Annotated in this window: 20 protein-coding genes; 5 read left to right on the forward strand and 15 right to left on the reverse strand. The window is 61.3% G+C overall.

Going from position 1 to position 20,679, the window contains the following annotated elements:
• Positions 1–20: 20 nt before the first annotated feature.
• From ACFQND_RS20395 to ACFQND_RS20425, 7 genes are all read right to left on the reverse strand, one after another.
• Positions 21–401: a hypothetical protein gene (locus tag ACFQND_RS20395; RefSeq protein WP_371438217.1), complete on the reverse strand. Its 381-nt coding sequence runs from the start codon at positions 399–401 to the stop codon at positions 21–23.
• A 31-nt stretch (positions 402–432) separates the two neighbouring features.
• Entirely contained in the window at positions 433–3,546 is a 3,114-nt protein-coding gene (locus tag ACFQND_RS20400; protein WP_371438218.1) for an efflux RND transporter permease subunit, read from the reverse strand.
• Between the two features lie 8 nt (positions 3,547–3,554).
• Entirely contained in the window at positions 3,555–4,664 is a 1,110-nt protein-coding gene (locus ACFQND_RS20405) for an efflux RND transporter periplasmic adaptor subunit (RefSeq protein WP_371438219.1), read from the reverse strand.
• Positions 4,665–4,681: 17 nt separating this feature from the next.
• Entirely contained in the window at positions 4,682–5,230 is a 549-nt protein-coding gene (locus ACFQND_RS20410; RefSeq protein ID WP_371438220.1) for a hypothetical protein, read from the reverse strand.
• Positions 5,227–6,432, reverse strand: coding sequence for a TolC family protein (locus ACFQND_RS20415; RefSeq protein WP_371438221.1), 1,206 nt, complete (start codon positions 6,430–6,432; stop codon positions 5,227–5,229). The genes ACFQND_RS20410 and ACFQND_RS20415 overlap by 4 nt, the downstream gene beginning before the upstream one ends.
• A 79-nt stretch (positions 6,433–6,511) precedes the next feature.
• Complete coding sequence (locus ACFQND_RS20420) at positions 6,512–6,823, reverse strand: hypothetical protein (protein ID WP_377414456.1); 312 nt, start codon at positions 6,821–6,823, stop codon at positions 6,512–6,514.
• 227 nt (positions 6,824–7,050) lie between these two features.
• The gene (locus tag ACFQND_RS20425) at positions 7,051–7,896 is read right to left on the reverse strand and encodes a DUF2726 domain-containing protein (protein WP_371438223.1); all 846 of its coding nucleotides are present in this window, start codon (positions 7,894–7,896) and stop codon (positions 7,051–7,053) included.
• Between the two features lie 221 nt (positions 7,897–8,117).
• On the opposite strand from ACFQND_RS20425, the gene ACFQND_RS20430 reads away from it, so the two are divergent.
• Positions 8,118–8,558, forward strand: a complete 441-nt coding sequence (locus tag ACFQND_RS20430) for a hypothetical protein (protein ID WP_371438224.1) — start codon at positions 8,118–8,120, stop codon at positions 8,556–8,558.
• Positions 8,559–8,759: 201 nt separating this feature from the next.
• Here the strand turns inward: ACFQND_RS20430 and ACFQND_RS20435 are convergent, their stop codons facing one another.
• Positions 8,760–10,088 (reverse strand): hemolysin family protein, encoded by a 1,329-nt coding sequence (locus ACFQND_RS20435; protein WP_371438225.1) that lies wholly within the window; start codon positions 10,086–10,088, stop codon positions 8,760–8,762.
• A gap of 23 nt (positions 10,089–10,111) precedes the next feature.
• Here ACFQND_RS20435 and ACFQND_RS20440 point away from each other — a divergent pair, with 23 nt between their 5' ends.
• Positions 10,112–10,972 carry a symmetrical bis(5'-nucleosyl)-tetraphosphatase gene (locus tag ACFQND_RS20440; protein WP_371438226.1) on the forward strand — a complete coding sequence of 287 codons (861 nt, stop codon included), beginning with the start codon at positions 10,112–10,114 and terminating at the stop codon, positions 10,970–10,972.
• A gap of 151 nt (positions 10,973–11,123) precedes the next feature.
• On the opposite strand, the gene ACFQND_RS20445 is transcribed toward ACFQND_RS20440, so the two are convergent.
• From ACFQND_RS20445 to ypfJ, 3 genes are all read right to left on the reverse strand, one after another.
• A complete protein-coding gene (locus ACFQND_RS20445) occupies positions 11,124–12,059 on the reverse strand; it encodes a YihY/virulence factor BrkB family protein (protein ID WP_371438227.1) in 936 nt (311 codons plus the stop codon).
• A 105-nt stretch (positions 12,060–12,164) separates the two neighbouring features.
• On the reverse strand, positions 12,165–13,661 hold the full coding sequence (locus ACFQND_RS20450; RefSeq protein WP_377414459.1) for a DEAD/DEAH box helicase: 1,497 nt from the start codon (positions 13,659–13,661) through the stop codon (positions 12,165–12,167).
• A gap of 344 nt (positions 13,662–14,005) precedes the next feature.
• Entirely contained in the window at positions 14,006–14,899 is an 894-nt protein-coding gene (ypfJ, locus tag ACFQND_RS20455) for a KPN_02809 family neutral zinc metallopeptidase (protein ID WP_371436484.1), read from the reverse strand.
• 157 nt (positions 14,900–15,056) lie between these two features.
• Between ypfJ and ACFQND_RS20460 the strand changes: the two genes are divergently transcribed.
• Both ACFQND_RS20460 and pcp read left to right on the forward strand, forming a co-directional pair.
• On the forward strand, positions 15,057–15,761 hold the full coding sequence (locus tag ACFQND_RS20460) for a DUF4136 domain-containing protein (RefSeq protein WP_371436485.1): 705 nt from the start codon (positions 15,057–15,059) through the stop codon (positions 15,759–15,761).
• Positions 15,762–15,782: 21 nt separating this feature from the next.
• The gene (gene pcp, locus ACFQND_RS20465) at positions 15,783–16,460 is read left to right on the forward strand and encodes a pyroglutamyl-peptidase I (RefSeq protein WP_371436486.1); all 678 of its coding nucleotides are present in this window, start codon (positions 15,783–15,785) and stop codon (positions 16,458–16,460) included.
• Positions 16,461–16,477: 17 nt separating this feature from the next.
• Here pcp and ACFQND_RS20470 read toward each other — a convergent pair whose 3' ends face one another.
• Positions 16,478–16,834: a hypothetical protein gene (locus tag ACFQND_RS20470; protein ID WP_371436487.1), complete on the reverse strand. Its 357-nt coding sequence runs from the start codon at positions 16,832–16,834 to the stop codon at positions 16,478–16,480.
• Positions 16,835–16,956: 122 nt separating this feature from the next.
• On the opposite strand from ACFQND_RS20470, the gene ACFQND_RS20475 reads away from it, so the two are divergent.
• On the forward strand, positions 16,957–17,883 hold the full coding sequence (locus ACFQND_RS20475; RefSeq protein ID WP_371436488.1) for a delta(1)-pyrroline-2-carboxylate reductase family protein: 927 nt from the start codon (positions 16,957–16,959) through the stop codon (positions 17,881–17,883).
• A gap of 146 nt (positions 17,884–18,029) precedes the next feature.
• Here the strand turns inward: ACFQND_RS20475 and ACFQND_RS20480 are convergent, their stop codons facing one another.
• The 3 genes from ACFQND_RS20480 to guaD all read right to left on the reverse strand — a co-directional run bounded on the left by ACFQND_RS20480 (position 18,030) and on the right by guaD (position 20,666).
• Positions 18,030–18,503, reverse strand: coding sequence for a hypothetical protein (locus ACFQND_RS20480; RefSeq protein WP_371436489.1), 474 nt, complete (start codon positions 18,501–18,503; stop codon positions 18,030–18,032).
• Positions 18,504–18,629: 126 nt separating this feature from the next.
• Positions 18,630–19,202 (reverse strand): dCTP deaminase, encoded by a 573-nt coding sequence (gene dcd, locus ACFQND_RS20485; protein ID WP_371436490.1) that lies wholly within the window; start codon positions 19,200–19,202, stop codon positions 18,630–18,632.
• 159 nt (positions 19,203–19,361) lie between these two features.
• Complete coding sequence (guaD, locus tag ACFQND_RS20490) at positions 19,362–20,666, reverse strand: guanine deaminase (protein WP_371436491.1); 1,305 nt, start codon at positions 20,664–20,666, stop codon at positions 19,362–19,364.
• Between the last annotated feature and the right edge of the window lie 13 nt (positions 20,667–20,679).

The raw sequence follows: 20,679 nt of genomic DNA on the forward strand, positions 1-20,679 counted from the left end.
CCTTGGCCGCAGGCGACGGACTATTTGATCTCAAACCGGACCACTGCGGCGGGCTTGCCCGCCAATGTCACGGAGGCAATGCCCCTGGTGCCCTTTTGAACTTTGAACGTGCCTTTGGCCTCCAGTTTTTCACCTGCGGGCATCAGCTCAACGTCTGTTTTTTCTGCGCCGTTGAGGAGCGTGACCCTGGCCTTGGCGCCATCGAGCTTCACGACCTTTCCATGCTCGCTTAAATAAAGCTGGATGCTTTCAGGCTTGGCCACAACCTCAAAGTCCATCGCCTTGGTCGCCACAACGATGCCGCCATATTTGGCGGCATGGTCATCACCATGCGCGATGGCATGCCCGCCAAACGACAGGGAAGCCAGGGCGGTCAGCAGGGTAAGGGTTTTGGAAATCATGAAGGTTCCTTTCATTGAATGGCGTTAAAAATCAGTAGGCTTCGTTGCCGGATTCATTGACCAGCCTTTCAATCGGCCTGCGGCCAAAAAGCTTGACCATGGCAGGCGTGAGAAACGAATCCAGCAAGGTCGAGGTGATGAGGCCGGAGAAAATCACCACGGCTACCGGGTGCAGGATTTCCGTGCCCGGGCGGTCCGCCTCAAACAGCAGGGGCGCCAGCGCCAGGGCTGCCACCAGTGCGGTCATCAGTACCGGGGTCAGCCGCTCCAGCGAGCCGCGGACCAGCATCTGGTCGTTGAAGGATTCGTTCTCGAATGCGCACAGGTTCACGTAATGCGACACCTTCATGATCCCGTTGCGGATCGCGATGCCGGCCAGGGTGATAAAACCGACCAGCGCAGCCACCGACAGGGGCTGGCCCGACAGCCAGAGCCCGACCACCGCGCCCACCAGTGCCAGCGGAATATTCGCCATGATCACGGCCGCCAGAATGGCCGACCTGTAGCGTGAATACAGGATCAGGAAAATCAGCGCCACAGAAGCAAGGGACAGCAAGCCAATCAGACGGCTGGCATCTTCCTGCGCCTGGAACTGGCCGCCTATGGTGATGAAATAACCTTCAGGCAGTTTGGCTTCGCCGCTTATCCGGCGGATGTCTGCCACCACGTCGCTCAGGCCACGGCCCTGTGCATTGGCGGAGATCACGATGCGCCGCCGGCCATCATCGCGGCTGATCTGGTTCGGTCCATCCGACTCTTCAACCGTGGCAAGCCGGGACAGCGGTACCCTGCCACCCGGCGTATCGATCATCAGGTTGCGCAGGCCTTCCATGCCGCGGGCAGACTCGGGCAGGCGAAGGACCAGGTTGAAGCGGCGATTGCCTTCGACGATCTGCGTCACCTTCTCGCCGTCAATCATCATCTGCAGCTCACGCAGCAGCTGCCCCGGCGACAGGCCATAGCCAAGCACCCTGTCGTAGTCAACACGTATCTTGATCTGCGGCGTCAGCACCTGCTTTTCAACTTCAAGGTCCACAACACCCTTCACACCCGCAAGGCTCTGGCGCAAGGCCTCGGCCTGGCCGCGCAGCGTGTCGAGGTCGTCACCGTAAATCTTGATCGCGATCTGCGTACGTACACCCGACAGCATGTGATCTATGCGGTGGCTGATGGGCTGGCCTATGCCTATGGCTGCGGGCAATGCCGCAAGCCGGCTGCGGATGTCCGCATAAATCTCCTCGACGCTGCGATCGCTTCTTTTGAGTTTTGCGTCCAGCTCGGACACATGGACGCCCTCGGCGTGCTCGTCCAGTTCTGCCCGGCCCGAGCGCCGCCCCACATGCTCGACTTCAGGAATACCCTGCAAGGCCATTTCAGCGGCGGCGCCTATGCGCGTGCTCTCGGCCAGGGTGGTCCCTGGATTCAGCCGCAAGCCGACAAGCGCCACGCCTTCATTGAACGGCGGAAGAAATGTCGTCGGAAAGAACGGCACGGCCACCGCAGCCATTACCACCGCCAAAGCGCCAGCGCCCAACCAGCGTTTAGGCACTTGTAGCACCCGCCGCAGGGTATTTTCATAACGGCTTTTGACAAACGCCTGCACCCTGGTGTCGCCGTGCGCCAGCCCCTTGAGCTTTGGCAGCAGGTAGTAGCACATCACAGGTGTTACGGTCACGGACACCAGCATGGATGCCAGCAGGGAGACGATGTAAGCCACGGCCAGCGGCTGCATCAGCTTGCCTTCAATGCCGGGCAGGAAAAACAGCGGCAGCAGCACCAGCACGATGATCACCGTTGCGTAGACGATGGCAGAGCGCACCTCTAGCGTCGATTTGGCGATCAGTTCAAGCGCGCCCATGGACTTGCTGGAGCCGTCCGTTTCTCGCAGCTTCAGCCGCCTGAGCACGTTCTCCACCCCCACCACCGCATCGTCGACCAACCCGCCAATCGCTATCGTCAGGCCGCCCAGGGTCATGGTGTTGATCGAGAAACCAAAATACCTGAACACCAGCACAGTGATCATCACGGACAGGGGAATGGCAGTGAGTGCAATCACGGTCGTGCGCACGTTCATCAGAAACAGGTAGAGCACCACCGCAACCACCATGCCCGCAGCAATGAACTTGCTCTGCAAGGTGCTGACGGATGCCTCAATAAAGCTGGCCTGCCGCATGGTCACAATCGGCTCGCCCATGCCGGGAGGCAGGCTCTTTTTGAATCCATCGAGCGCCTGTTCAACCTTGCCGGTCAGCTTGACGGTGTCCGCATCGGGCTGTTTCTGTATGCCCATCATCACCGCCGGCTTGCCGTTGTAGCCCGCATCGCCGCGCCGGATGGCCGGTGCGAAGGCCACTGTAGCCACCTGGCTCAGGCTGATGGATTGCCCGTTGCGATAGGCGACTGCCAGCCGCTGCAGGTCTTCGATGCGTGTGGTTCGCCCGATGTTGCGGATCAGGTATTCACGCGAGTTCAGCTCCAGAAAGCCGCCGCTGGTGTTCGCCGAAAACCCTTTGAGCGCTGCCTCCAGGTTTTCCACCGTCACGCCCAGCGACGCCATGCGGCTGGTGTCCGGCTGCACCTGGTATTGCCGCACCTCGCCGCCAATAGGCACGACCTGCGCAACGCCCGGGATCGTCAGCAGGCGCGGCCGGATAACAAAGTCCGCGTACTCCCGCACCGCCATCGGGCTGATCTTTGACACGTCTATCGGGATGGCAACCGACATGATCTCGCCCATGACGGAACTCACGGGCCCCATGCCCACATGCTCAATGCCCTGGGGCAACTGTTCGCGGACAGTGGATAAACGCTCCCCCACCATCTGGCGGGCGCGGTAGATATCCGTCTTCCAGTCGAAAGTGACGTAGACAAATGACAGGCCCACACTTGAGACGGAGCGGATGCTTTCAACACCGGGAATGCCGCCCATGGCAATCTCCAGCGGTGCGGTGATGAGCTGCTCCACCTCTTCAGGCGCCATGCCGCCGGCTTCCGCCTGCAGGGTCACCGTCGGTTTGTTCAGGTCGGGGAAAACGTCCACCGGCATCTGCGCCAGCGTGAACGCGCCGTAGACCATCAGGATCACGGCAACAATGCCGACAATCAGGCGGTTGCCCAGGGAGAAATGAACCAGTTTTTCAAACATGCTCGCCCTCAGCGCACTTGATTGACAAGGGCCGCACCTTGCGTCACCACACGTTCGCCGGCCTTCAACCCGTCGACGACGGACACACTGGCGCCATCAAGCGGAATGAAACGGACGGGGCGCGCCGCGAAACTTTCTGCGCCGGTATGGACCCAGACCATGTCCTGGTTGGACGAATTCCGCACCACAGCACCGGCCGGTATAGACACACCCTTGACCATGGCTCGGGTCTGCACCAGCACCTTGACAGGCTGGTTGACAGCAAAAGGCACAGCCTTGTTGCCCTCGGTTCGGAACTGCAATGGAATGGCGCCTTCGCGTTGCGAGCGCCCGGCCCCCATGAAGCGCAGCGGCACGGCTACGGCAGTGCCGCTGGTCGCGCTGGCTGCAGAAATGTTGTTTGACAGCCCCAGGTCAAACGCCATCGCCTCCACCACCAGGCGTGCAGGGTCGACAATTTCAAAGAGGACTTCACGTGCATCGACCACCTGCCCGGCCACGGCATTTGAAAGCGAGATCACCCCGCTCACAGGCGCCAGCAGGGCTTCTGTCGCAGACACGGAACGCGCTACGGCGGCAACCCGCTCCTGCAGGCTTTTAACGTCGGCCTGCGCGGCTTCAATGTCTTTTTGCGGTACCGTGCCTTCGAGTTGCGCATACCGGGCTGCGCGCCGCCGTGCCTGCTCCAGTTGCGCTGACAGCTCCGCACTCTGCGACTGCTGGTTGGCGCGTTCAATCGCACCCGCCGAAGAGCGCACCAGCGCAAGCACTTCGCCCTTTCGCACGGCCTGGCCCAGTTGTGGAAACCCGCGGCTGCCGGCGTCAAGCCTGCCGGGCTGGGTCGGCTGGACGCGGCCTCCGGCATTCGCATCCATGATGACTTTTCCCGACAGTTCCACGGTTTGCGGCAGGTCCTTTTCTTCCGCAAGAACGGTTCGCACGGCGAGCTGGCGCTGTGAAGTCTTGGGCAGAAACACATTGCCGTCAGGCAGGCGTTTGGGGGAGTTGCCCGATGCCACGGAAGTGGCCTCATCGTGGTCATGACCCGGGCCGGCCAACACCATCGAGCAACTGAAAAGCAAAGCCGTTGCCAGGCTTGGGATGTGTATTTTTTTCATAGTGATTTTTCTGCTGCTCAGTTAAGGGCACGTCTGGCGCGAAACCTGCGGACAAGAACCGCTGCGCCCGGAATCAATGCGACGGCGGCCATCGCCCAGGCCATCAGCCGAAGCCAGGGCCTGCTGCCGGCCTCGCCATGACTGTCATGCGCATCAGCGATGCTCAGCTCGCCCGCGAGAAGATCGGTGTCTGTTCCGGCTGTGACCGTGAATGAAAAAGCCGTGTCACCGGGCTTGCCCAATGTGCCCAGCTTGAGCAGATAGGTTCCGTCGGCTTGCGGTGCTGCAATGCCTTTGGCCTCACCCGTCTCAAACTCGATCCTTGCGCCAGTCACCGGCTCATTGCTGGCGTATCGGTCAAGGTAAACAAGCATCTGCCCCTTGCTGACGATGCCCAGCAACTCAAACAGGTCGGAATGTGCCGAGATGCGGGGGCTGGCAGTTTCTGCTGCGGCTGCAGCGCCTTCGCCGTGGTCATGGCCCTCGGATGCGATACCGGTGCCCGCTGCGACGGCAAGGCCCAGGCCGGCTAAAAAACGGAAAAATAGGATGGGGAAGCGCTTCATGGGAGTATTCCAAAGGCCTGGTTATGTTGTGAGATGGCGCGGCGTGTTTCCACACGGGCGCGTGCATGCGCGAGTTCCGCATCAAAGCGTTCGCTGTCGGCCCTCAACCTTGCGGGCAGATCGCTTTCGCCCAGGCGGTACGATTTGCCAATCAGGCCTTGCGCTTCGGTGCTCAGGCGCTCCCTTTCGGCGGCGAGCGCTTCTGAACGCCTTGCAGCTTCAAGCTCGATGCCGGCAGTTTCCTGAGCGGACCTGACGCTGCGCGCGACGGCCAAAGCTTCGGCTTGCGCAGCGTCAAGTTCGGCCCGGGCTGCAGCCAGCTTTGGGGCGTTGCGGCCATGGGTGCCAAAGGGCACGCGCAAGGTCACCCGCAAGGAGGTATCGCTTGGTGAGCCAAACGCCGGACGCTCCCGTGTCACGCCGACACCGACCTCCAGCGGATCGCGGCGGTCGGTCTCGGTCAGGGCCAGTTTGGCCTGCGCCGCACGCAGCTTGCTCTCAGCCGCCATGATGGCGGGACTCTCGCGAACAGCCCCCATGACCTCATCAAGTTCAGCCAGGTCGTCCAGCCCCGTCAATGCTCGCCAAAGCCCTGACACCCTGGCCAGTGCACTGGTGGCCTGGGACTCGGCGGCGGCGGCCTGCCGTTGAAACGCCTGTGCCTGTAAAAGGTCAACACGTGCCATCTCGCCGGCCTTGACGCGGCGCTCCACGTCGGCGGCCAGCAACGCCGCCTCCTGCTGTTTGCGTTTGGCGACCAGCACCTCGTTGCGCGCCAGCGCAGCTTGGGCGGCAAGCTCCCTCACATCGGCCGCGGTCCTGAGTTTTGCCAGCACAAGGTCCTGCTCGAACGCCTCCCGGTCTGCCTGGGTCGAAGCGGAAGTGGCGCTGCGGACTCCGGGCGCCCAGACAGGAAAGGCCAGCGCCGCTTCGGACTCGCGCAGCCCGTCATTGCGTACGGGACGATCGCTACGGTATGCAAGGGAAACACTGGGCGGGCCGGCGAACAGCGAGGACGCCGCTTGCGTGCGGGCAACAAATTCCGCCTGGCGATTGCCCAGGGCCTGCGCCTGCGGGCTTAGCGCCCAGGCGGCTTCAACGGCGTTGCGAAGCGAAGATGAGGTCTGGCCATGCGCGGAAACCGCAAGCGCAGCCAGGCCCAGACTGACAGCCCATTTCGGGCGTAAAAAAGACGAAAGCATTTAGTTCTCCGAAAGTCAAAAAGGACCATTCGGCGAACCGCAAAACGCAAAAAAGTGGAAGGTGTTGAGCGGCCGCCGTTCAGGCGGCAGGCCACTGGGGCCGTTCGTGCCGCGCACTGATGGCGCCGCAATTTGACAATCGGTTGAAACCGTTCAGGGCATGAGAACTGTCCGGCAGCTTGGCTTGCGAGGACTCGCTGGCCATCAGGCTGTGCAGGCCATGGCAGCCGTGCCCCGTGAAGCAGCAGGCATCGGCAGCATGCGTTTTTTCACCCGGGCTGCCGGCCTTTTCGGAGACCTGCTCGTGGTCGTGCGGTGACTGTTGCACCGCCTGCACAAAGGCGGTCTGGCCCAGATCATCATCACAAATGTGTATTGCCGCCCAACTCATTTGTATGGGCAGCAACAGTATCAAAAGGATGAGACACAAACGCTTCACGGGCGGAATCATAACAAGGAGATATTTGCCGCCGCAATGTGTTGGCCTTGATCCCGTACGGGTATTGCGCTCTGGCGCTGCGTTTTGCACTGCCCCACGCAAGGGGCGCGAGCTGGTCGCCGCCAATAAAAAAAGCCCCGGTTCGCAGGCACCAGGGCTTTTACGTCCAGCACCCGGAACTAGGACTTGCCGTCTTTGGGATGGTCCACGTCTTCCCCCATGATGAAGGAGTCATCCCACTGCACCTCGATGTTGTGCTCTCCCAGGTCATCCACGATGCCAAGGCTGGCACTCAGGCTCTCGATGTTGGCGATGCGTGTCTTGCGGCTTTGCTCGAGTTTGGCCTTGAGGTTGTTTCGCGCAGCAGCGACCGCAAGCATGTCGATCTCGCCGGAGGCCGGGGAAGCCGTTTCACCAATCTCCCTGAGGGTATCGGGCACGGTCTCGGGGCTATCGGCATCCGGGTCGCCGGCATTGCCCGCCAGTGCGTAGGGGTGCGCGACCGACTCGCTTTCAGACTCGTCCGGCAGCTCGAACTCCCCCAGGAACACATCGCGCACCACTTCCCTTGCGGGCAGCGCCGCCGCGCTAACCACCGCATAGGCAATGCCGCAACCGTCAAAAAGCTTTTGCTTCAGGTCGCGATTGCTGGCCCGTAACCCGCTGGGACCGGGCACGTCGATGCAGCCGATAACCGTGCCGTCGGCGGCGCAAACCGTGAAGCTGCAATAAACGCCCTTGAGCAGCTCGTGCGAATGCGGGCCTTCAGCCGCACTGCGCGGCGACAAAAACCGGATAACGGGGATCTTGACCAGCACGTAGTGGTCGTAAAAAGCACCCTTGAGCCAGTGCCAGACGGTGTGCTCCACATCCGTAAACAGGGGCCTGGCCTGCAGTTGCCATTGCACGGGAAGGCGCCTCTTCTTTTTTGCAGCACGAGCCTCCAGGCTGCGGTAGAGGAGGACACCGAATGCAACACCAACAACCGCCGTTACGGCTGGCGTCAGCACGAGTGAATTAATCATTGACCCTCTTGAATTTTTTGCCGAGTTTAAACAGGTCCGTTCAAAGTTACAACTATTTACGATTACCTAGTGCAAACTCGCGACAAGGGCTTGATGCTGCGGGGCGCGCAGTTCCCGGTCTGTGCCGTTTTATGCCGCTTTACGGCGACAATCGAGACGCCCCAGCGCGCGGCCGGCAGTACGCCGGGCTCACAGTTGCACCCTCTTTACCGGTCCAAACCATGACCTTCATCAAATACCTGCTTATCCTGTCCACCACCCTGGCAACGCTTGCCTGCAGTTCCATGGGCGGCTCAAGCATGGGCAGCGACAGCACGGTCACCGAGGCCACGGCCAAGCAACTGTCGGGAGATGTACCACTCCCGCCCGGTACGGTCATCAAGCAGCAGGACACGCTGGTCATGGGTACGGGAAACACCTGGACAGGCCGGCTGAACCTGGCCATTTCAGGTGAACCGCAGGCCGTGTTCACCTACTTTCGCGACGGCATGCCCGGCGCCGGATGGACGCTGACCTCCAGCTCGTTTTCAAAACTCAGCCTGCTGACCTTCACCAAGGGCGAACGCGTGGCCAACGTCCAGATGCAGTCGACAAACTTTGGCGGCAATGAAGTGCTGGTCACGGTTGCTCCGGCCGCAAAACCGGTCACCAGCCGGCCTTGACTTGCGGGTCAAAAAAACATTTAGTTGCATTTTGACGATTAACCAGTCGCACAGCATGGCATGCCTGCGACAGGCCCGCAGTTCACGCCCTGGTACCGGCCGCGTCCACAACAGCTTTCCAGCGTGTTGATTCGTTCAGGATAAAGCGGCGAAATTTGGAAAGTGTTTTCCGGCAGGGCGCCGAAAATAATGCACCGGGTTTTACGCTGCTTCGGATTCCGCCAGGCGGCTCACCAGAATCTTGTCGATGCGTTTGCCGTCCAGGTCAACCACCTCGAAGTTCCAGCCCGCGCACTCGACGTGCTCGCCGGTCTTGAGCAGGCGGCCCGAGACGCTTTGAAGCAGGCCCGCCACGGTGTTGTAGCGTCCCTTGTCTTCATCCGGAAGATCCCGGATATCCAGCCTGGCCTTGAGTTCGGACACCGGCATCACGCCGTCAATCAGCCAGCTGCCGTCGTCGCGCAGGGTGGCCCAGGCATCGACCTGCGCGCCTGGCTGCAGCTCGCCCGTGATGGCCTCCAGCATGTCCATGGGGGTCATCATACCCTGGACCACGCCGTACTCATCGACCACAAAAACAATGCGCGTGGATTTGGCCCGGAACTGCTCCAGCAACTCCATGCCGGTGAGGGTTTCGGGCACAAACACAGCAGGCACGGCATACGCACCGATCCGGTCGCTGATGCTAGGTGCAGGCATGTCCCCCACCGATGGCTGAATCTGCCTGCGCAAGGCCAGGATCTTGGCTACATTGACCACACCCACCACATCGTCCAGGCTGCCCCGGCACACCGGGTACCACGAGTGGCCGGTGGCACCCGCCTTGTCAATGGCCTCGGCCAGCGTGTCGGACGCATCCAGCCATTCAATGTCGGAGCGCGGCAGCATCAGCGATGTCAACAAACGGTCGTCAAGCAAAAACACGTTTTGCACCATCTGGTGTTCGTGTTCTTCAATCAGGCCGGCGTCAACGCCTTCTTCCAGGCTGGCGGCAATTTCTTCTTCCGTCACTGCGCGTCCGGCCGCGTTGTCTATGCGCAGCAGTTTGAGCACGCCCTGCGTGCTGAGGGAAAGCAGCTTGACAAAGGGCTTGGCAATGCTGGCCACCCACATCATGGGGCGCGACACCAGCCGCGCCACCGTTTCGGGGTAAAGCTGCCCTATGCGTTTGGGCACCAGTTCGCCAAACACGATGGTGATGAAGGTGATGACCGTCACCACCAGTGCGGTGGCGGAGATTTCGGCCGCGCGCGGCGTGACGCCAAACCCCTGGAACCAGTCCGCCAGCCCGCTGCTGAAAGCGGCTTCGCCAATAATGCCGTTCAGCATGCCAATGGAGGTGATGCCCACCTGCACGGATGATAAAAACTGCGTGGGGTTGTCCAGCAGGCCCAGCGCCGACTGCGCACCTTTGTCACCCGACTCGGCCATGGCTGTGAGCCGCGCCTTTCGGCTGGACGCGAGCGCCATTTCCGACAGGGCGAAAACGCCGTTAAGCAGGGTTAAAAACGCAATGAGCAGGAAATCCATGAACGACCGGGCAGAATGAACACATGCCAATGTACATGATCGGCGACCTGCAGGGCTGCCACCGGCCCCTGTTGCGCCTGCTTGAAAAAATAGATTTCTCACCGAGCCGCGATACCCTTTACCTGCTGGGTGACCTGGTCAACCGCGGCCCGGAATCACTGGCGGTGCTGCGCCACCTGGCGGCGCTGGGTGACTCGGCACGCTGCCTGCTCGGCAACCACGACCTGCACCTGCTGGCCATGTCGCAAGGGGTGCGCAAGCCGGGCCGCCACGACAGCGCGCAGGAGGTCATGGCAGCCGCTGATGGCGCCGCCCTGCTCGACTGGCTGCGGCACCGGCAAATGGCGATCCATGAACACGGCTGGCTGATGGTGCATGCCGGCGTGCTGCCCGGCTGGACGGCTGCACAAACCATGGCCCTTGCGGCGGAGGTTGAAAATGCCCTGCGCGGCCCGGACCTCAAGGGCTTTCTGCAAGCCATGTACGGCAACACACCCGACCGCTGGAGCGATGCGCTGCAGGGCGCAGACCGGCTGCGCGTGATTGTCAACGCCCTGACCCGCATGCGCTTTTGCACACCTGAAGGCGTGATGGAGTTCGCCACCACGGGCAACGTGGCGGCGGCCCCACAAGGTTACCTTCCATGGTTTGATGTGCCGGGCCGGGCCACAGCCGGTACGCGTGTGGCATTTGGCCACTGGTCCACGCTGGGCGTGGAAACAGTGGCAGCCCCAAACCCCATGCTGGGCAATACCTTGCCGCTGGACAGCGGCTGTGTCTGGGGCGGCTGCCTGACAGCGGCACGGCTTGCAGGTGCGCAAGAAAAAGGCCCCGGCTTTGAATTGATATCCGTGAAATGCGAGCAAGCCAAAAAACCTGGCTAGCGGCGCCTGCGTTTGAATGGTCTGGCAGGCACAGGCACGACCAGCAGCAAAAATGCGCTTCCAGGCCTGTTTGAAGCGAATTTCACCCATGCTTTTGGCTTGTAGCATAGAAAGAATGAGCGCAACCAGCTATCAAATCAATAGCAATATTTCAGGACTGATCGGCCACAGGTGCGTCAGTATGAAGCTTGCTGTTGCCCGCAGCAACTGCCCGGGCCTGAGCATCCTCGGACAGCACGCGCGCGCAGCTCGCTGAAAACAGCAACACGGCAGATGAAAAATAAATCCACATCAGAATCACCACCAGCGAACCGGCTGCGCCATAAGCAGAAACCACCGCGGCCGTCGACAGGTACACCGCCATGATTTGTTTGCCGACAGCAAACAGCATGGCGCCCATCGACGCACCCATGACCAGGTAACGCAAGGACGGCTTGGGTCCGGCGCTCATGCGCATCAGCGCGACAAAAAGTGCACTACAAAAACAAAAAGACACCAGCTCGTTGATGAGCACGGCAATCTTCTCAAACGGGAAATAACTGCCGGCCCACCCGGAAACCAGGCCGAGGAAGGTCGAGATCGCCAACGACACCAGCAGCAGGAACCCGAACGCCAGGATGTAGCCTATGCCGCGCAGCCGCAGGGAGGCGCTGTACCACCACTTCTGCTCGGGCGCCACACCCGAGTCGCGGCGCCAGAGCCGCTCGAAGGCATCCTGCAGCTCGGCAAACACACCCGTGGCACCGGTCAGCAGAAAACCGGCGGCAATGATTGACGCCACCAGGCCATCGGCAGGTTTTTGTGCGCTGGCCAGCGCCTGTTGCACCACCTGGGCGCCCTGCACGCCTATGACGTCACGGATCTGCTGGATCAGGCTGGTCTCTATGTAGTTGCGGTCCAGCCACCAGCCGAGCACGGCCACCAGCAGGATCAGCAGCGGCGCCAGACTGAGGATGCCGTAAAACGACATGGCCGCACTCATGCGCAGGCCGTCCGCACCAAGCCACAGGCGGACTGCCCGGATCATCGGGCGAAACAGTTTTTTCAGGACCGAAGGGACAGGGATGCGGGCGAAATGGCTGACCATGTGCCCATGTTAAGGCGCTGCGCTGCCCGAGCCATCAGCGCAATCCCGCTAAAACCCGTAGGCGTGCTCCGACCGCGGGCTTCTTGACGCCGCATCGGCACCACTTCAGGCGCTGGTGGTGTCGGTGACTGGGGCCGTCTTGAACAGCGCAGCGACTTTTTTCTTCGGCTTGATGTTGGCCGACACACCGCTGCGTGCGGGCGTGGCCTTGGCTGCGGCATCCCACGCGGGTTGCGCTTGCGCTGCGGCGGTAGCCTCATAAGGCTGGTCAAAGAACGGATCACGCGGCGCGGCGCTCTGGCGGTGCGGCGTGTATTCGCGGCGTTCGCGTGGTTCACGGCGCTCCCGGGGTTCGCGCGATTCGGCTGAGCGGCCACCGCCCTCTTCGCCATCGGCACCGCCGCGGTACATGCGGCGGCCGTCGTTGATGCGGCCCTGCTCGCTGATGCGCGGACGGTCTTCGTCAAACTCCATGGGTTCCAGCTCGATCTTGGTCTTGATCAGCTTTTCAATGTCGGCTACCAGGCGCTGGTCGCTGCTGGCGACAAAACTCACGGCCAGGCCAGAAGCCCCGGCGCGGCCCGTACGGCCAATGCGGTGCACATAGTCTTCGGCGTTGAAAGGCACGTCAAAATTGAACACCGCCGGCACATCCTTGATGTCCAGGCCGCGTGCCGCCACGTCGGTACAGACCAGCAGGTCAACCTCGCCTTTTTTGAAGGCATCCAGGGCCTTCAGGCGCTCGTCCTGGCTTTTGTCGCCGTGCAGGGCGGCGGTTTTCAGGCCCTCACGCTCCAGAGAACGGGCCAGCCGCGCGCAGCCGAGCTTGCTATTGACGAAGACAAAGGCCTGCTTCATGCCGCGGGCCTTGAGGATCTGGTGCAGCGCACGGCGTTTGTCGTCGGCGCCCACACTGTAGAAATGCTGCTCGACGGTCGAGGCGGTGGCATTGGAGCGCGCCACTTCAATCGTCACCGGGTCCTGCAGGTAGCTGGACGCCAGTTTCTTGATTTCTGGCGAAAAAGTCGCCGAAAACAGCAAGGTGATGCGCTGCTTGGGCAAATAGCTCAGGATGCGCTGCAGGTCGGGCAAAAAGCCGATGTCCAGCATGCGGTCGGCTTCGTCCAGCACCACGTACTCGACCTGGTTGAGCACCGCGTTTTTGGCCTCGATGTGGTCCAGCAGGCGTCCCGGCGTGGCGACCAGCACCTCAACGCCTTTTTTCAGCTCTGCCGTTTGCGGCTTCATGTCCATGCCGCCGAAAACGACAGCGCTGTTCAGGTTGGTGTATTTGGCATAGAGCTTGACCTGCTCGGCGACCTGGACAGCCAGTTCGCGCGTCGGCAACAGCACCAGCGCACGCACCGGGTGGCGCGCGGGCGAGGTCGAAGCGTTTTCGTGCTTCATCATGCGTTGCAGCAGCGGCAGCGCGAACGCAGCCGTCTTGCCGGTGCCGGTCTGTGCGGCGCCCATGACGTCCTTGCCCTGCAGGACGACCGGGATGGCCTGTTCCTGGATGGGTGTCATGGTTTCGTAGCCCATTTCGGCCACGGCGCGGGCCAGCGGTTCTGCCAGCGAAAGATTGGAAAAAGAGGATGTCATAAGGAAGCTCTGCGTAACTCTGGCGGATAACTCTGTCGGGTTGTAGCGCGCGGATCGGGGAATGGGGTTGCCAAGGCGCGTTTTGCAGCCAATAGCACCGCTATTGGCAAAAAGGTAACACCACAGACCGCCCGGGTCCGCACGCTCACAAGCGCAGGCGCGGGGGTTTTGCAGAGCTTCCTCAGCCCTCTATTGTCGCACTTTGGGCCGGTTGGCCGGTTTTGGCGGTCCATTGCCGCCCAAGGGCTATTTCAGGCGCCAGCCGCAGCCAGCAGAAAAAACCTGTTCGCTACCAATTTAATAGCTTGCTGCGCGCATAAACAAAGGGCCATGGCCCGATTTCATTACAAATTACGGGCACTGAAGGTGTCACAGGCCTTGACACTGCCCGTGGTGATGCCGGTGTTGAACCAGCGCTGGCGCTGGGCGCTGGTGCCGTGGGTAAAGCTCTCGGGCACCACCGCGCCGCCGCTGGAGCGCTGCAGCGCGTCGTCGCCGATTTTGGCCGCGGCGTTCATGGCAGACGCAATATCGCCGCCCTCCAGGATGTGACGGGCATTGTTGGCGTGGTAGGCCCACACACCGGCAAAACAGTCGGCCTGCAGCTCCAGCTTGACGCTCAGGGCGTTGTATTCGACCTTGCTGACGCGGCCGCGCATCTGGTCCATCTTGCCGCTGATACCCAGCAGGTTTTGCACGTGGTGACCCACCTCATGCGCAATCACATAGGCCTGCGCAAATTCGCCGGGCGCGCCCAGTTGTTTGGTCAGCGTTTCATAAAACCCGAGGTCGATGTAGACCTTCTGGTCGGCCGGGCAATAAAACGGCCCCATCGCCGACTGGCCCTGGCCGCAGGCTGTTTGCGTCGCGCCCCGGAAAAGCACCAGGCGCGGATCCTTGTAGGTGCCGCCGGCTTTGGCAAAAATGTCCTTCCAGACATCTTCGGTATCGGCCAGCACGGTGGAGACAAACTTCGCCATGCGGTCATCCGCAGGTGGACGGTGCGCCGGCCCCTGTTGTTGCTGCACCTGAGCGGGGGGCGAACCGCCGCTGAGCAAGCTCAATATGGTCAGCGGGTTGATGCCAAACACCCAGCCGCCCAGCAAGGCCACGACGATGGTGCCAATGCCTATGCTGCGCCCACCCAGCAACCCGCCGCCGCCAAAACCGCCACCCCCGCCGCCGTCATCTCGCCGGTCTTCGACATTGTCGGATTCCCGATTGCCTTCCCATTTCATGATCGCCCCTGTCTGAAAAAGACCGTCCGCCCCGTCTCGCCGGGGCCGGATGGACCCGACCGCCTGAACTGCCGGTGTACATGCAGACTTTACTTGAGACGGCATTGGCGGAAAACACAATTACGGAACAAAATTAGGCCATATGTATCCATCCGACATGAAACAACTGTTTCGCCTGCAAGGCCTCCCCGGTATCAATGCCCTGAAAAGCTGGGGCAGGCTCGGCATGATTCTGTTAGCCACGGCGCTGCTGGCCGCCTGCGCCAGCCCGATCACCGCCAAGGTCACCAGCTTCAACCAGTGGCCTGCAGACGCGGCCGGCGCGACCTTCAGCTTTATCAGGCCGGCAGACAATCTCAATGACCTGGAGCAACAGGCTTACGAAGGCTACGTCCAGGTTCAGCTCGAAAAAATCGGGCTCAAACGCGCAGCAAAAGGACAAGTAGGCCGCTTCCAGGTGGATATCGTGACCGGCAGCACCACCCGCGACAGGAAGTACCGCGAAGCCGTCTACCAGGACTACTACGTCTACCGGCCGCCGTACCGTGACGCCGCCGGCAATGTATTCCCAGGTTTCTGGGCGCCTGACCCGTTTGGCTCGCGTTATGTCGGTGACCGTGAAGTCACACGCACCCTGCAGGTCAGCAACCTCAGGCTGCGACTGCTGGACTCGCAGGGCAGCACGCCCGGTAAACCACACGCCGTGTTTGAGTCCAGGGCGGTTTACGAAGGCGACAACGAAGACTTGCCGGACCTGGTGCCTTATCTTGTGCGCGCCGTGTTTGACGGGTTTCCGGGCCAGAACGGCCGGGTACGCACCGTCAAATTCGACAGCAAGACCGGGGCCATGGTCAGCCAGTAAAACGCCGCAGCACAAAACGGCATGACTCGCCGCACAGCCTCAGCCTCAGCAGCGCCTGCGCGCCCCTGCGTACTGCTCACGGGTTTTGACGCCTTTGGAGGTGCCAGCCTGAACCCCAGCTGGCTGGCCGTGCAGGCGCTGGCAGGCGAGGTGCTTGCAGGCCACACGCTGGTGGCCGTACAGTTGCCCACGGCGTTTGCCGGTTCGCTGCAAGCGCTGGCTGGTTTGCTGCAACAGCACAAACCAGCGCTGGTGATTTGTGTCGGCCAGGCAGGCGGGCGCAGCGCCATGTCGCTGGAGCGAATCGCCATCAATGTCAACGATGCCCGGATTGCCGACAACACAGGTGAACAACCTGTGGATACGCCGGTTGTCCTGAACGGGCCGGCTGCCTACTTCAGCACCCTGCCGATCAAGGCCATGCTGCAGGCCTTGCAGCAAGCGGGCATTGCGGCCGAGGTCTCACAAACTGCCGGCACCTTTGTCTGCAACCATGTCTTTTATGGCCTGATGCACGCGCTGGCAAAACAACGCGGCGCAGGCCGCACGCGCGGCGGGTTTGTCCATGTCCCTTATCTGCCTGAGCAGGGCTCGCCTTGCATGTCCCTGGATGAGATGGTGCGCGGGCTTAAAATCGCGATTGAATGTGCCTTGACCACGCCGCATGACATCGCGCACGGTGCCGGGCAAATCAGTTGAAGAGCGGGCGGCAGGCCTTAATTTGCACCAAAAGCAACGGCCATAAAACCCTGCGTGGCCGCAGGCAAGGCGGCGTGGCTCAAGCCTGCGGGCTTGTCCATCGCCAGGCTTGCGGCGACTGCGGATGGCTTGTCCGTATCTGGCTGCTGAAGCATGCAGGCCTGGCGATCAAAACGCACACTGGCCTCCAAACATTTCGCCATGGCAATGTTCTGGGCCGTCAACCGCGATTCACGCAGCTCCGCCCTCTGCACCTGGCTGCCGGCCACCAGCGCCATCGCCACCAGCTGGCACACAATCACCAGGACGCTGGCAATCAGGAACAGGTTCCGGCTACTTGTACGGTCGATTTTTTTCAGGTGGTCTGACAACATGATCCGGCTCCTCGTTCATGCGTTTTGGCTAGTGACCCGATATTAGGAGCGCCGCATTTGAAGGCCATTCGGTGCATTCCGCTTCAGCATGTAGGATAAAAGCCCATCACCCTCACATCGCCATGACCCAACTGCTCAACGCCGACCAAACCGCTGCCCGCCTGCCCTGGCGCGCGCTGGTCGATGAAATTGCCCGGCTTCTCAAGGACGGCTCCGTCGAAGTTCCGCCGCGACTGGTGCAGGCCCTGCCCGGCGGCGGCAGCCTGTTTGTGATGCCCGCCCTGGACAGCCGCGTCGCCATCACCAAGCTGATTACCTTCACGCCCGCCAATGCAGGTACAGGCAGACCGGCCATCCAGGGCGATGTGGTGGTGTTTGACGTCGCCACCGGCCAGCGCCGGCTGGTGCTGGATGGGCCGACGGTCACGGCGCGCCGCACAGCGGCGGTATCGGCATTTGCAGCACAGCGGCTGGCACCCGATACGCAAGGGCCGCTCCTTGTCGTCGGTGCCGGTGTGCAAGGCAAGGCACACCTGGAAGCCTTCGCTGAAGTGCTGAACACCAGGGAAGTGGTGATCGCCTCACGCGGCGCCGCAAGCGCGCAGGCACTGGCACTGCACGCGCAATCGCTGGGCGTGCAGGCCCGCGTTGTGCAGGACGCCAATGCGGCAATCGCCGACTGCTCGCTCACCGTGACCTGCACCCCCGCCAGCGGCGTGGTGCTGGACGCCCTGCCGCGCAAGGATGCATTCATAAGCGCCGTGGGAGCCTTCACGCCGCAAATGGTGGAGCTAAGCCCCGGGCTGTGCCAGCACTTTGCGGCGCAGGGTACGGTGTTTGTGGATACAGTCGATGCCCTGCACGAAGCCGGTGACCTGTTGCAGGCCGGGCTGGATGTCAGCCGCTTTGCAACACTGGCCGATGTGGTGCGGCAAGACATTAAAAAACCCGCCGGACCGGTGCTGTTTAAAAGCTGCGGCTGGGCGGGTTGGGATCTGGCTGCGGCGCGGGTGGCAACTACACAGCAATTCAGAACAGACCGGAATTGACGCGAAGGCAATGCCTGCCGCACACCTATCTAGTCACTGAGGCAAGCGTCAACTCTGTTGAATAGCTTGTATCGAAATGAATGAATACCCGTCGCGACGAAAAAGACGCAACGGATGGACGCATGCCTTCGCCGAAATTTGGGAAACTACTTGCTGGCTACAGGTGCAACGATCTCTTCGCCGCGATTGGGCTTACCCTCAACATCAACCTTGCGATCAAACGTGAGCAGCTTTCCCATCACGATCTGTATCCACTGGGGATAGGTATACGCAGTGCCTTTGTTGTGGTCGATGATGGCGCCAATGCCTCCGCCAAAAAGGATGTTGCCCGCCATACCGCCGTTGGCCCGCGAAATTGCCACGCCCCTGCCATCGGCCTCACCGGCCTTGACACAGGTAATTTGAAGATCTTTTGATGAGCGCCGCACATTGAAGGTGGCCGGTGTTTTGACAGTTTGCACACCGTAGTCGTTCTCAAGTTTGCAATCCGCATCCTTGACTTCCACACCCGCAGCATCGAATGCTTCAAAGCGGACCGGGGCCGTTGTGTCATTGGTAATCGAGGCACATCCGGTGACGGCAAGGCAGGCAAAAGCCAAAGAAAAAATACGAATGGACATTGAGTCTCCCTCTTTTAAGAGGGGCCAATGTAGCATGTGCTTACATGTGATCCGGCAAGGGTATTCCTTCAACAAAAATCAGGGGCTGCACCGCTGAAATGTGTTACCGAGGAAGGGCCGACGGCCTCAAGCCTTCGGCAAGGTCACCCCAACCTGGCCCTGGTATTTCCCGCCGCGGTCCTTGTAGCTGACTTCGCAGACGTCATCCTTGTCGCTCTCAAAGAACAACACCTGGGCACAGCCCTCACCCGCATAAATCCTGGCGGGCAGCGGTGTGGTGTTGGAGAACTCCAGCGTCACATAACCTTCCCATTCGGGCTCGAAAGGCGTGACGTTGACGATGATGCCACAGCGGGCGTAAGTGCTTTTTCCCAGGCAGATGGTCAGCACGTTGCGCGGGATGCGGAAGTACTCGACGGTGCGGGCCAGCGCAAAGCTGTTGGGCGGGATGATGCAGCTGTCGCCGTGGAAGTCGACAAAACTCTTCTCGTCAAAATTCTTCGGGTCCACCACTGTGCTGTGGATGTTGGTGAAGACCTTGAACTCGGGCGCGCAGCGGATGTCGTAACCGTAGCTGCTGGTGCCATAGCTGATGATTTTTTTGCCGTCAACCTCGCGGATCTGCCCCGGCTCGAAGGGCTCGATCATGCCTGTGGTCTCCGCCATGCGGCGTATCCATTTGTCGCTTTTGATGCTCATTGGGGGAATTCCTCGCTTTGCCATGATTGTAGGCAAGCCGGATGGCCCGGCCAGGTATCGCCTGGCCCGTTCTGTGCATTTCAAATCGCTACGATTTTCATAGCTGGCTGCGCAGGCAGGACGGCGGTCAGGGCCACTTTTTCCTTTAAAAACCGGTTTTCAGGTGGCCAAAGCCTGTGAAATCACGGTTTTTTCGATCACGCGGTCGTCCCCCAGCACGATCAGGGCAAACAGCAGTTCGTCCAGGCTGCCGGCCTGCGCGGTCTTGCGCGCCAGCAGCGGCGTGGCCTTGGGGTTGAGCACGACAAAGTCGGCCTCACAGCCGGGTTGCAGGTTGCCGACCACACCCGCCAGGCCCAGCGCCCTGGCAGCGCCCGCCGTGTGTTGCCACCAGAGTTGCTGCGGTTTGAGCGACAGGCCGGGTTTGGTCTGCCCTTCCCTGCCGACGTAGTAGGCGGCCAGCATGGTGTGAAAGGGGCTAAAACTGGTGCCGCCGCCCACATCGCTGGCCTGCCCATACAAAAACCCAACCTCGTCGGCGCCAGCGTAATCAAAAAAACCGCTGCCCAAAAACAGGTTGCTGGTGGGGCAGACGGCCGCGGCCGCGCCGGTGCCAAGCATCAACGCACGGTCTTCGTCGTTGATGTGTATGCAGTGTGCGTAGACAGCCCTGGGCCGCAGCAGGCCGAACTGCTCGTACACACTGAGGTAACTGCGGGCCTGGGGGTACAGCCGGCGCGCCCAGGCAATTTCGTCCTTGTTTTCCGCCACGTGGGACTGTATCCACACGTCAGGGTATTTGGCTGCCAGCTCACCTGCACCCTGCAACTGGGCTGCGCTGCAGCTGGGGACAAAACGCGGCGTGATGGCGTAGCCCAGGCGGTCCACGCCGTGCCACTGGTTGATCAGTGCTTCGGTATCGACCAGGCTTTGCTCCGTCTGGTCGCGCACGCCGTCGGGTGAGTTCTGGTCCATCAGCACCTTGCCGCCAATCAGGCGCAGCTGGTTTTTTTGCGCCTCGCCCAGCAGCGCGTTGACCGACTCCGGGTGCGAGGTGGCAAAGGCCAGCGCCGTGGTGACGCCGTTGCGCAGCAGCTCCGCTATGAAAAACGTAGCTACCTGCGCGCTGTATTCGGGGGCCGAGAAGCGTTTTTCATGCGGAAAGGTGTAATTCTCGAGCCACGGCAGCAAACCCTCGGCGGGCGAGCCGATCACGTCCAGCTGCGGGTAATGGATGTGCATGTCCACAAAACCGGGGGCGATGATGCGGCCCGGCAGGTGTTCGGTGTCCACACCCGCATAGCCTGCAGACAGCTTCTGGTAGCTGCCAAGGGCCTGCACCCGTTGGCTGCCCTGCTCGTCAGGCCCCACCACCAGCAGGCCATCTTCCTCAAACACCGCCTGCCCAGACTCGCCGTTGGCGGGCTCGGCAAAATACAGCAGGGACGCTCTATACGCTTTCATGACGCTAGGTTAA

Origin of the sequence: Polaromonas aquatica, from assembly GCF_042659145.1 — a bacterium.
GTDB classification, from domain to species: Bacteria; Pseudomonadota; Gammaproteobacteria; order Burkholderiales; family Burkholderiaceae_C; genus Polaromonas; species Polaromonas aquatica.

What these genes read in the sequence shown, in the direction of transcription:
- ACFQND_RS20395 (WP_371438217.1), bottom strand. Translation starts at nt 401, where the DNA reads ATGATTTCCAAAACCCTTACCCTGCTGACCGCCCTGGCTTCCCTGTCG.
- ACFQND_RS20400 (WP_371438218.1), bottom strand. Translation starts at nt 3,546, where the DNA reads ATGTTTGAAAAACTGGTTCATTTCTCCCTGGGCAACCGCCTGATTGTC.
- ACFQND_RS20405 (WP_371438219.1), bottom strand. Translation starts at nt 4,664, where the DNA reads ATGAAAAAAATACACATCCCAAGCCTGGCAACGGCTTTGCTTTTCAGT.
- ACFQND_RS20410 (WP_371438220.1), bottom strand. Translation starts at nt 5,230, where the DNA reads ATGAAGCGCTTCCCCATCCTATTTTTCCGTTTTTTAGCCGGCCTGGGC.
- ACFQND_RS20415 (WP_371438221.1), bottom strand. Translation starts at nt 6,432, where the DNA reads ATGCTTTCGTCTTTTTTACGCCCGAAATGGGCTGTCAGTCTGGGCCTG.
- ACFQND_RS20420 (WP_377414456.1), bottom strand. Translation starts at nt 6,823, where the DNA reads ATGAGTTGGGCGGCAATACACATTTGTGATGATGATCTGGGCCAGACC.
- ACFQND_RS20425 (WP_371438223.1), bottom strand. Translation starts at nt 7,896, where the DNA reads ATGATTAATTCACTCGTGCTGACGCCAGCCGTAACGGCGGTTGTTGGT.
- ACFQND_RS20430 (WP_371438224.1), top strand. Translation starts at nt 8,118, where the DNA reads ATGACCTTCATCAAATACCTGCTTATCCTGTCCACCACCCTGGCAACG.
- ACFQND_RS20435 (WP_371438225.1), bottom strand. Translation starts at nt 10,088, where the DNA reads ATGGATTTCCTGCTCATTGCGTTTTTAACCCTGCTTAACGGCGTTTTC.
- ACFQND_RS20440 (WP_371438226.1), top strand. Translation starts at nt 10,112, where the DNA reads ATGCCAATGTACATGATCGGCGACCTGCAGGGCTGCCACCGGCCCCTG.
- ACFQND_RS20445 (WP_371438227.1), bottom strand. Translation starts at nt 12,059, where the DNA reads ATGGTCAGCCATTTCGCCCGCATCCCTGTCCCTTCGGTCCTGAAAAAA.
- ACFQND_RS20450 (WP_377414459.1), bottom strand. Translation starts at nt 13,661, where the DNA reads ATGACATCCTCTTTTTCCAATCTTTCGCTGGCAGAACCGCTGGCCCGC.
- ypfJ (WP_371436484.1), bottom strand. Translation starts at nt 14,899, where the DNA reads ATGAAATGGGAAGGCAATCGGGAATCCGACAATGTCGAAGACCGGCGA.
- ACFQND_RS20460 (WP_371436485.1), top strand. Translation starts at nt 15,057, where the DNA reads ATGAAACAACTGTTTCGCCTGCAAGGCCTCCCCGGTATCAATGCCCTG.
- pcp (WP_371436486.1), top strand. Translation starts at nt 15,783, where the DNA reads ATGACTCGCCGCACAGCCTCAGCCTCAGCAGCGCCTGCGCGCCCCTGC.
- ACFQND_RS20470 (WP_371436487.1), bottom strand. Translation starts at nt 16,834, where the DNA reads ATGTTGTCAGACCACCTGAAAAAAATCGACCGTACAAGTAGCCGGAAC.
- ACFQND_RS20475 (WP_371436488.1), top strand. Translation starts at nt 16,957, where the DNA reads ATGACCCAACTGCTCAACGCCGACCAAACCGCTGCCCGCCTGCCCTGG.
- ACFQND_RS20480 (WP_371436489.1), bottom strand. Translation starts at nt 18,503, where the DNA reads ATGTCCATTCGTATTTTTTCTTTGGCTTTTGCCTGCCTTGCCGTCACC.
- dcd (WP_371436490.1), bottom strand. Translation starts at nt 19,202, where the DNA reads ATGAGCATCAAAAGCGACAAATGGATACGCCGCATGGCGGAGACCACA.
- guaD (WP_371436491.1), bottom strand. Translation starts at nt 20,666, where the DNA reads ATGAAAGCGTATAGAGCGTCCCTGCTGTATTTTGCCGAGCCCGCCAAC.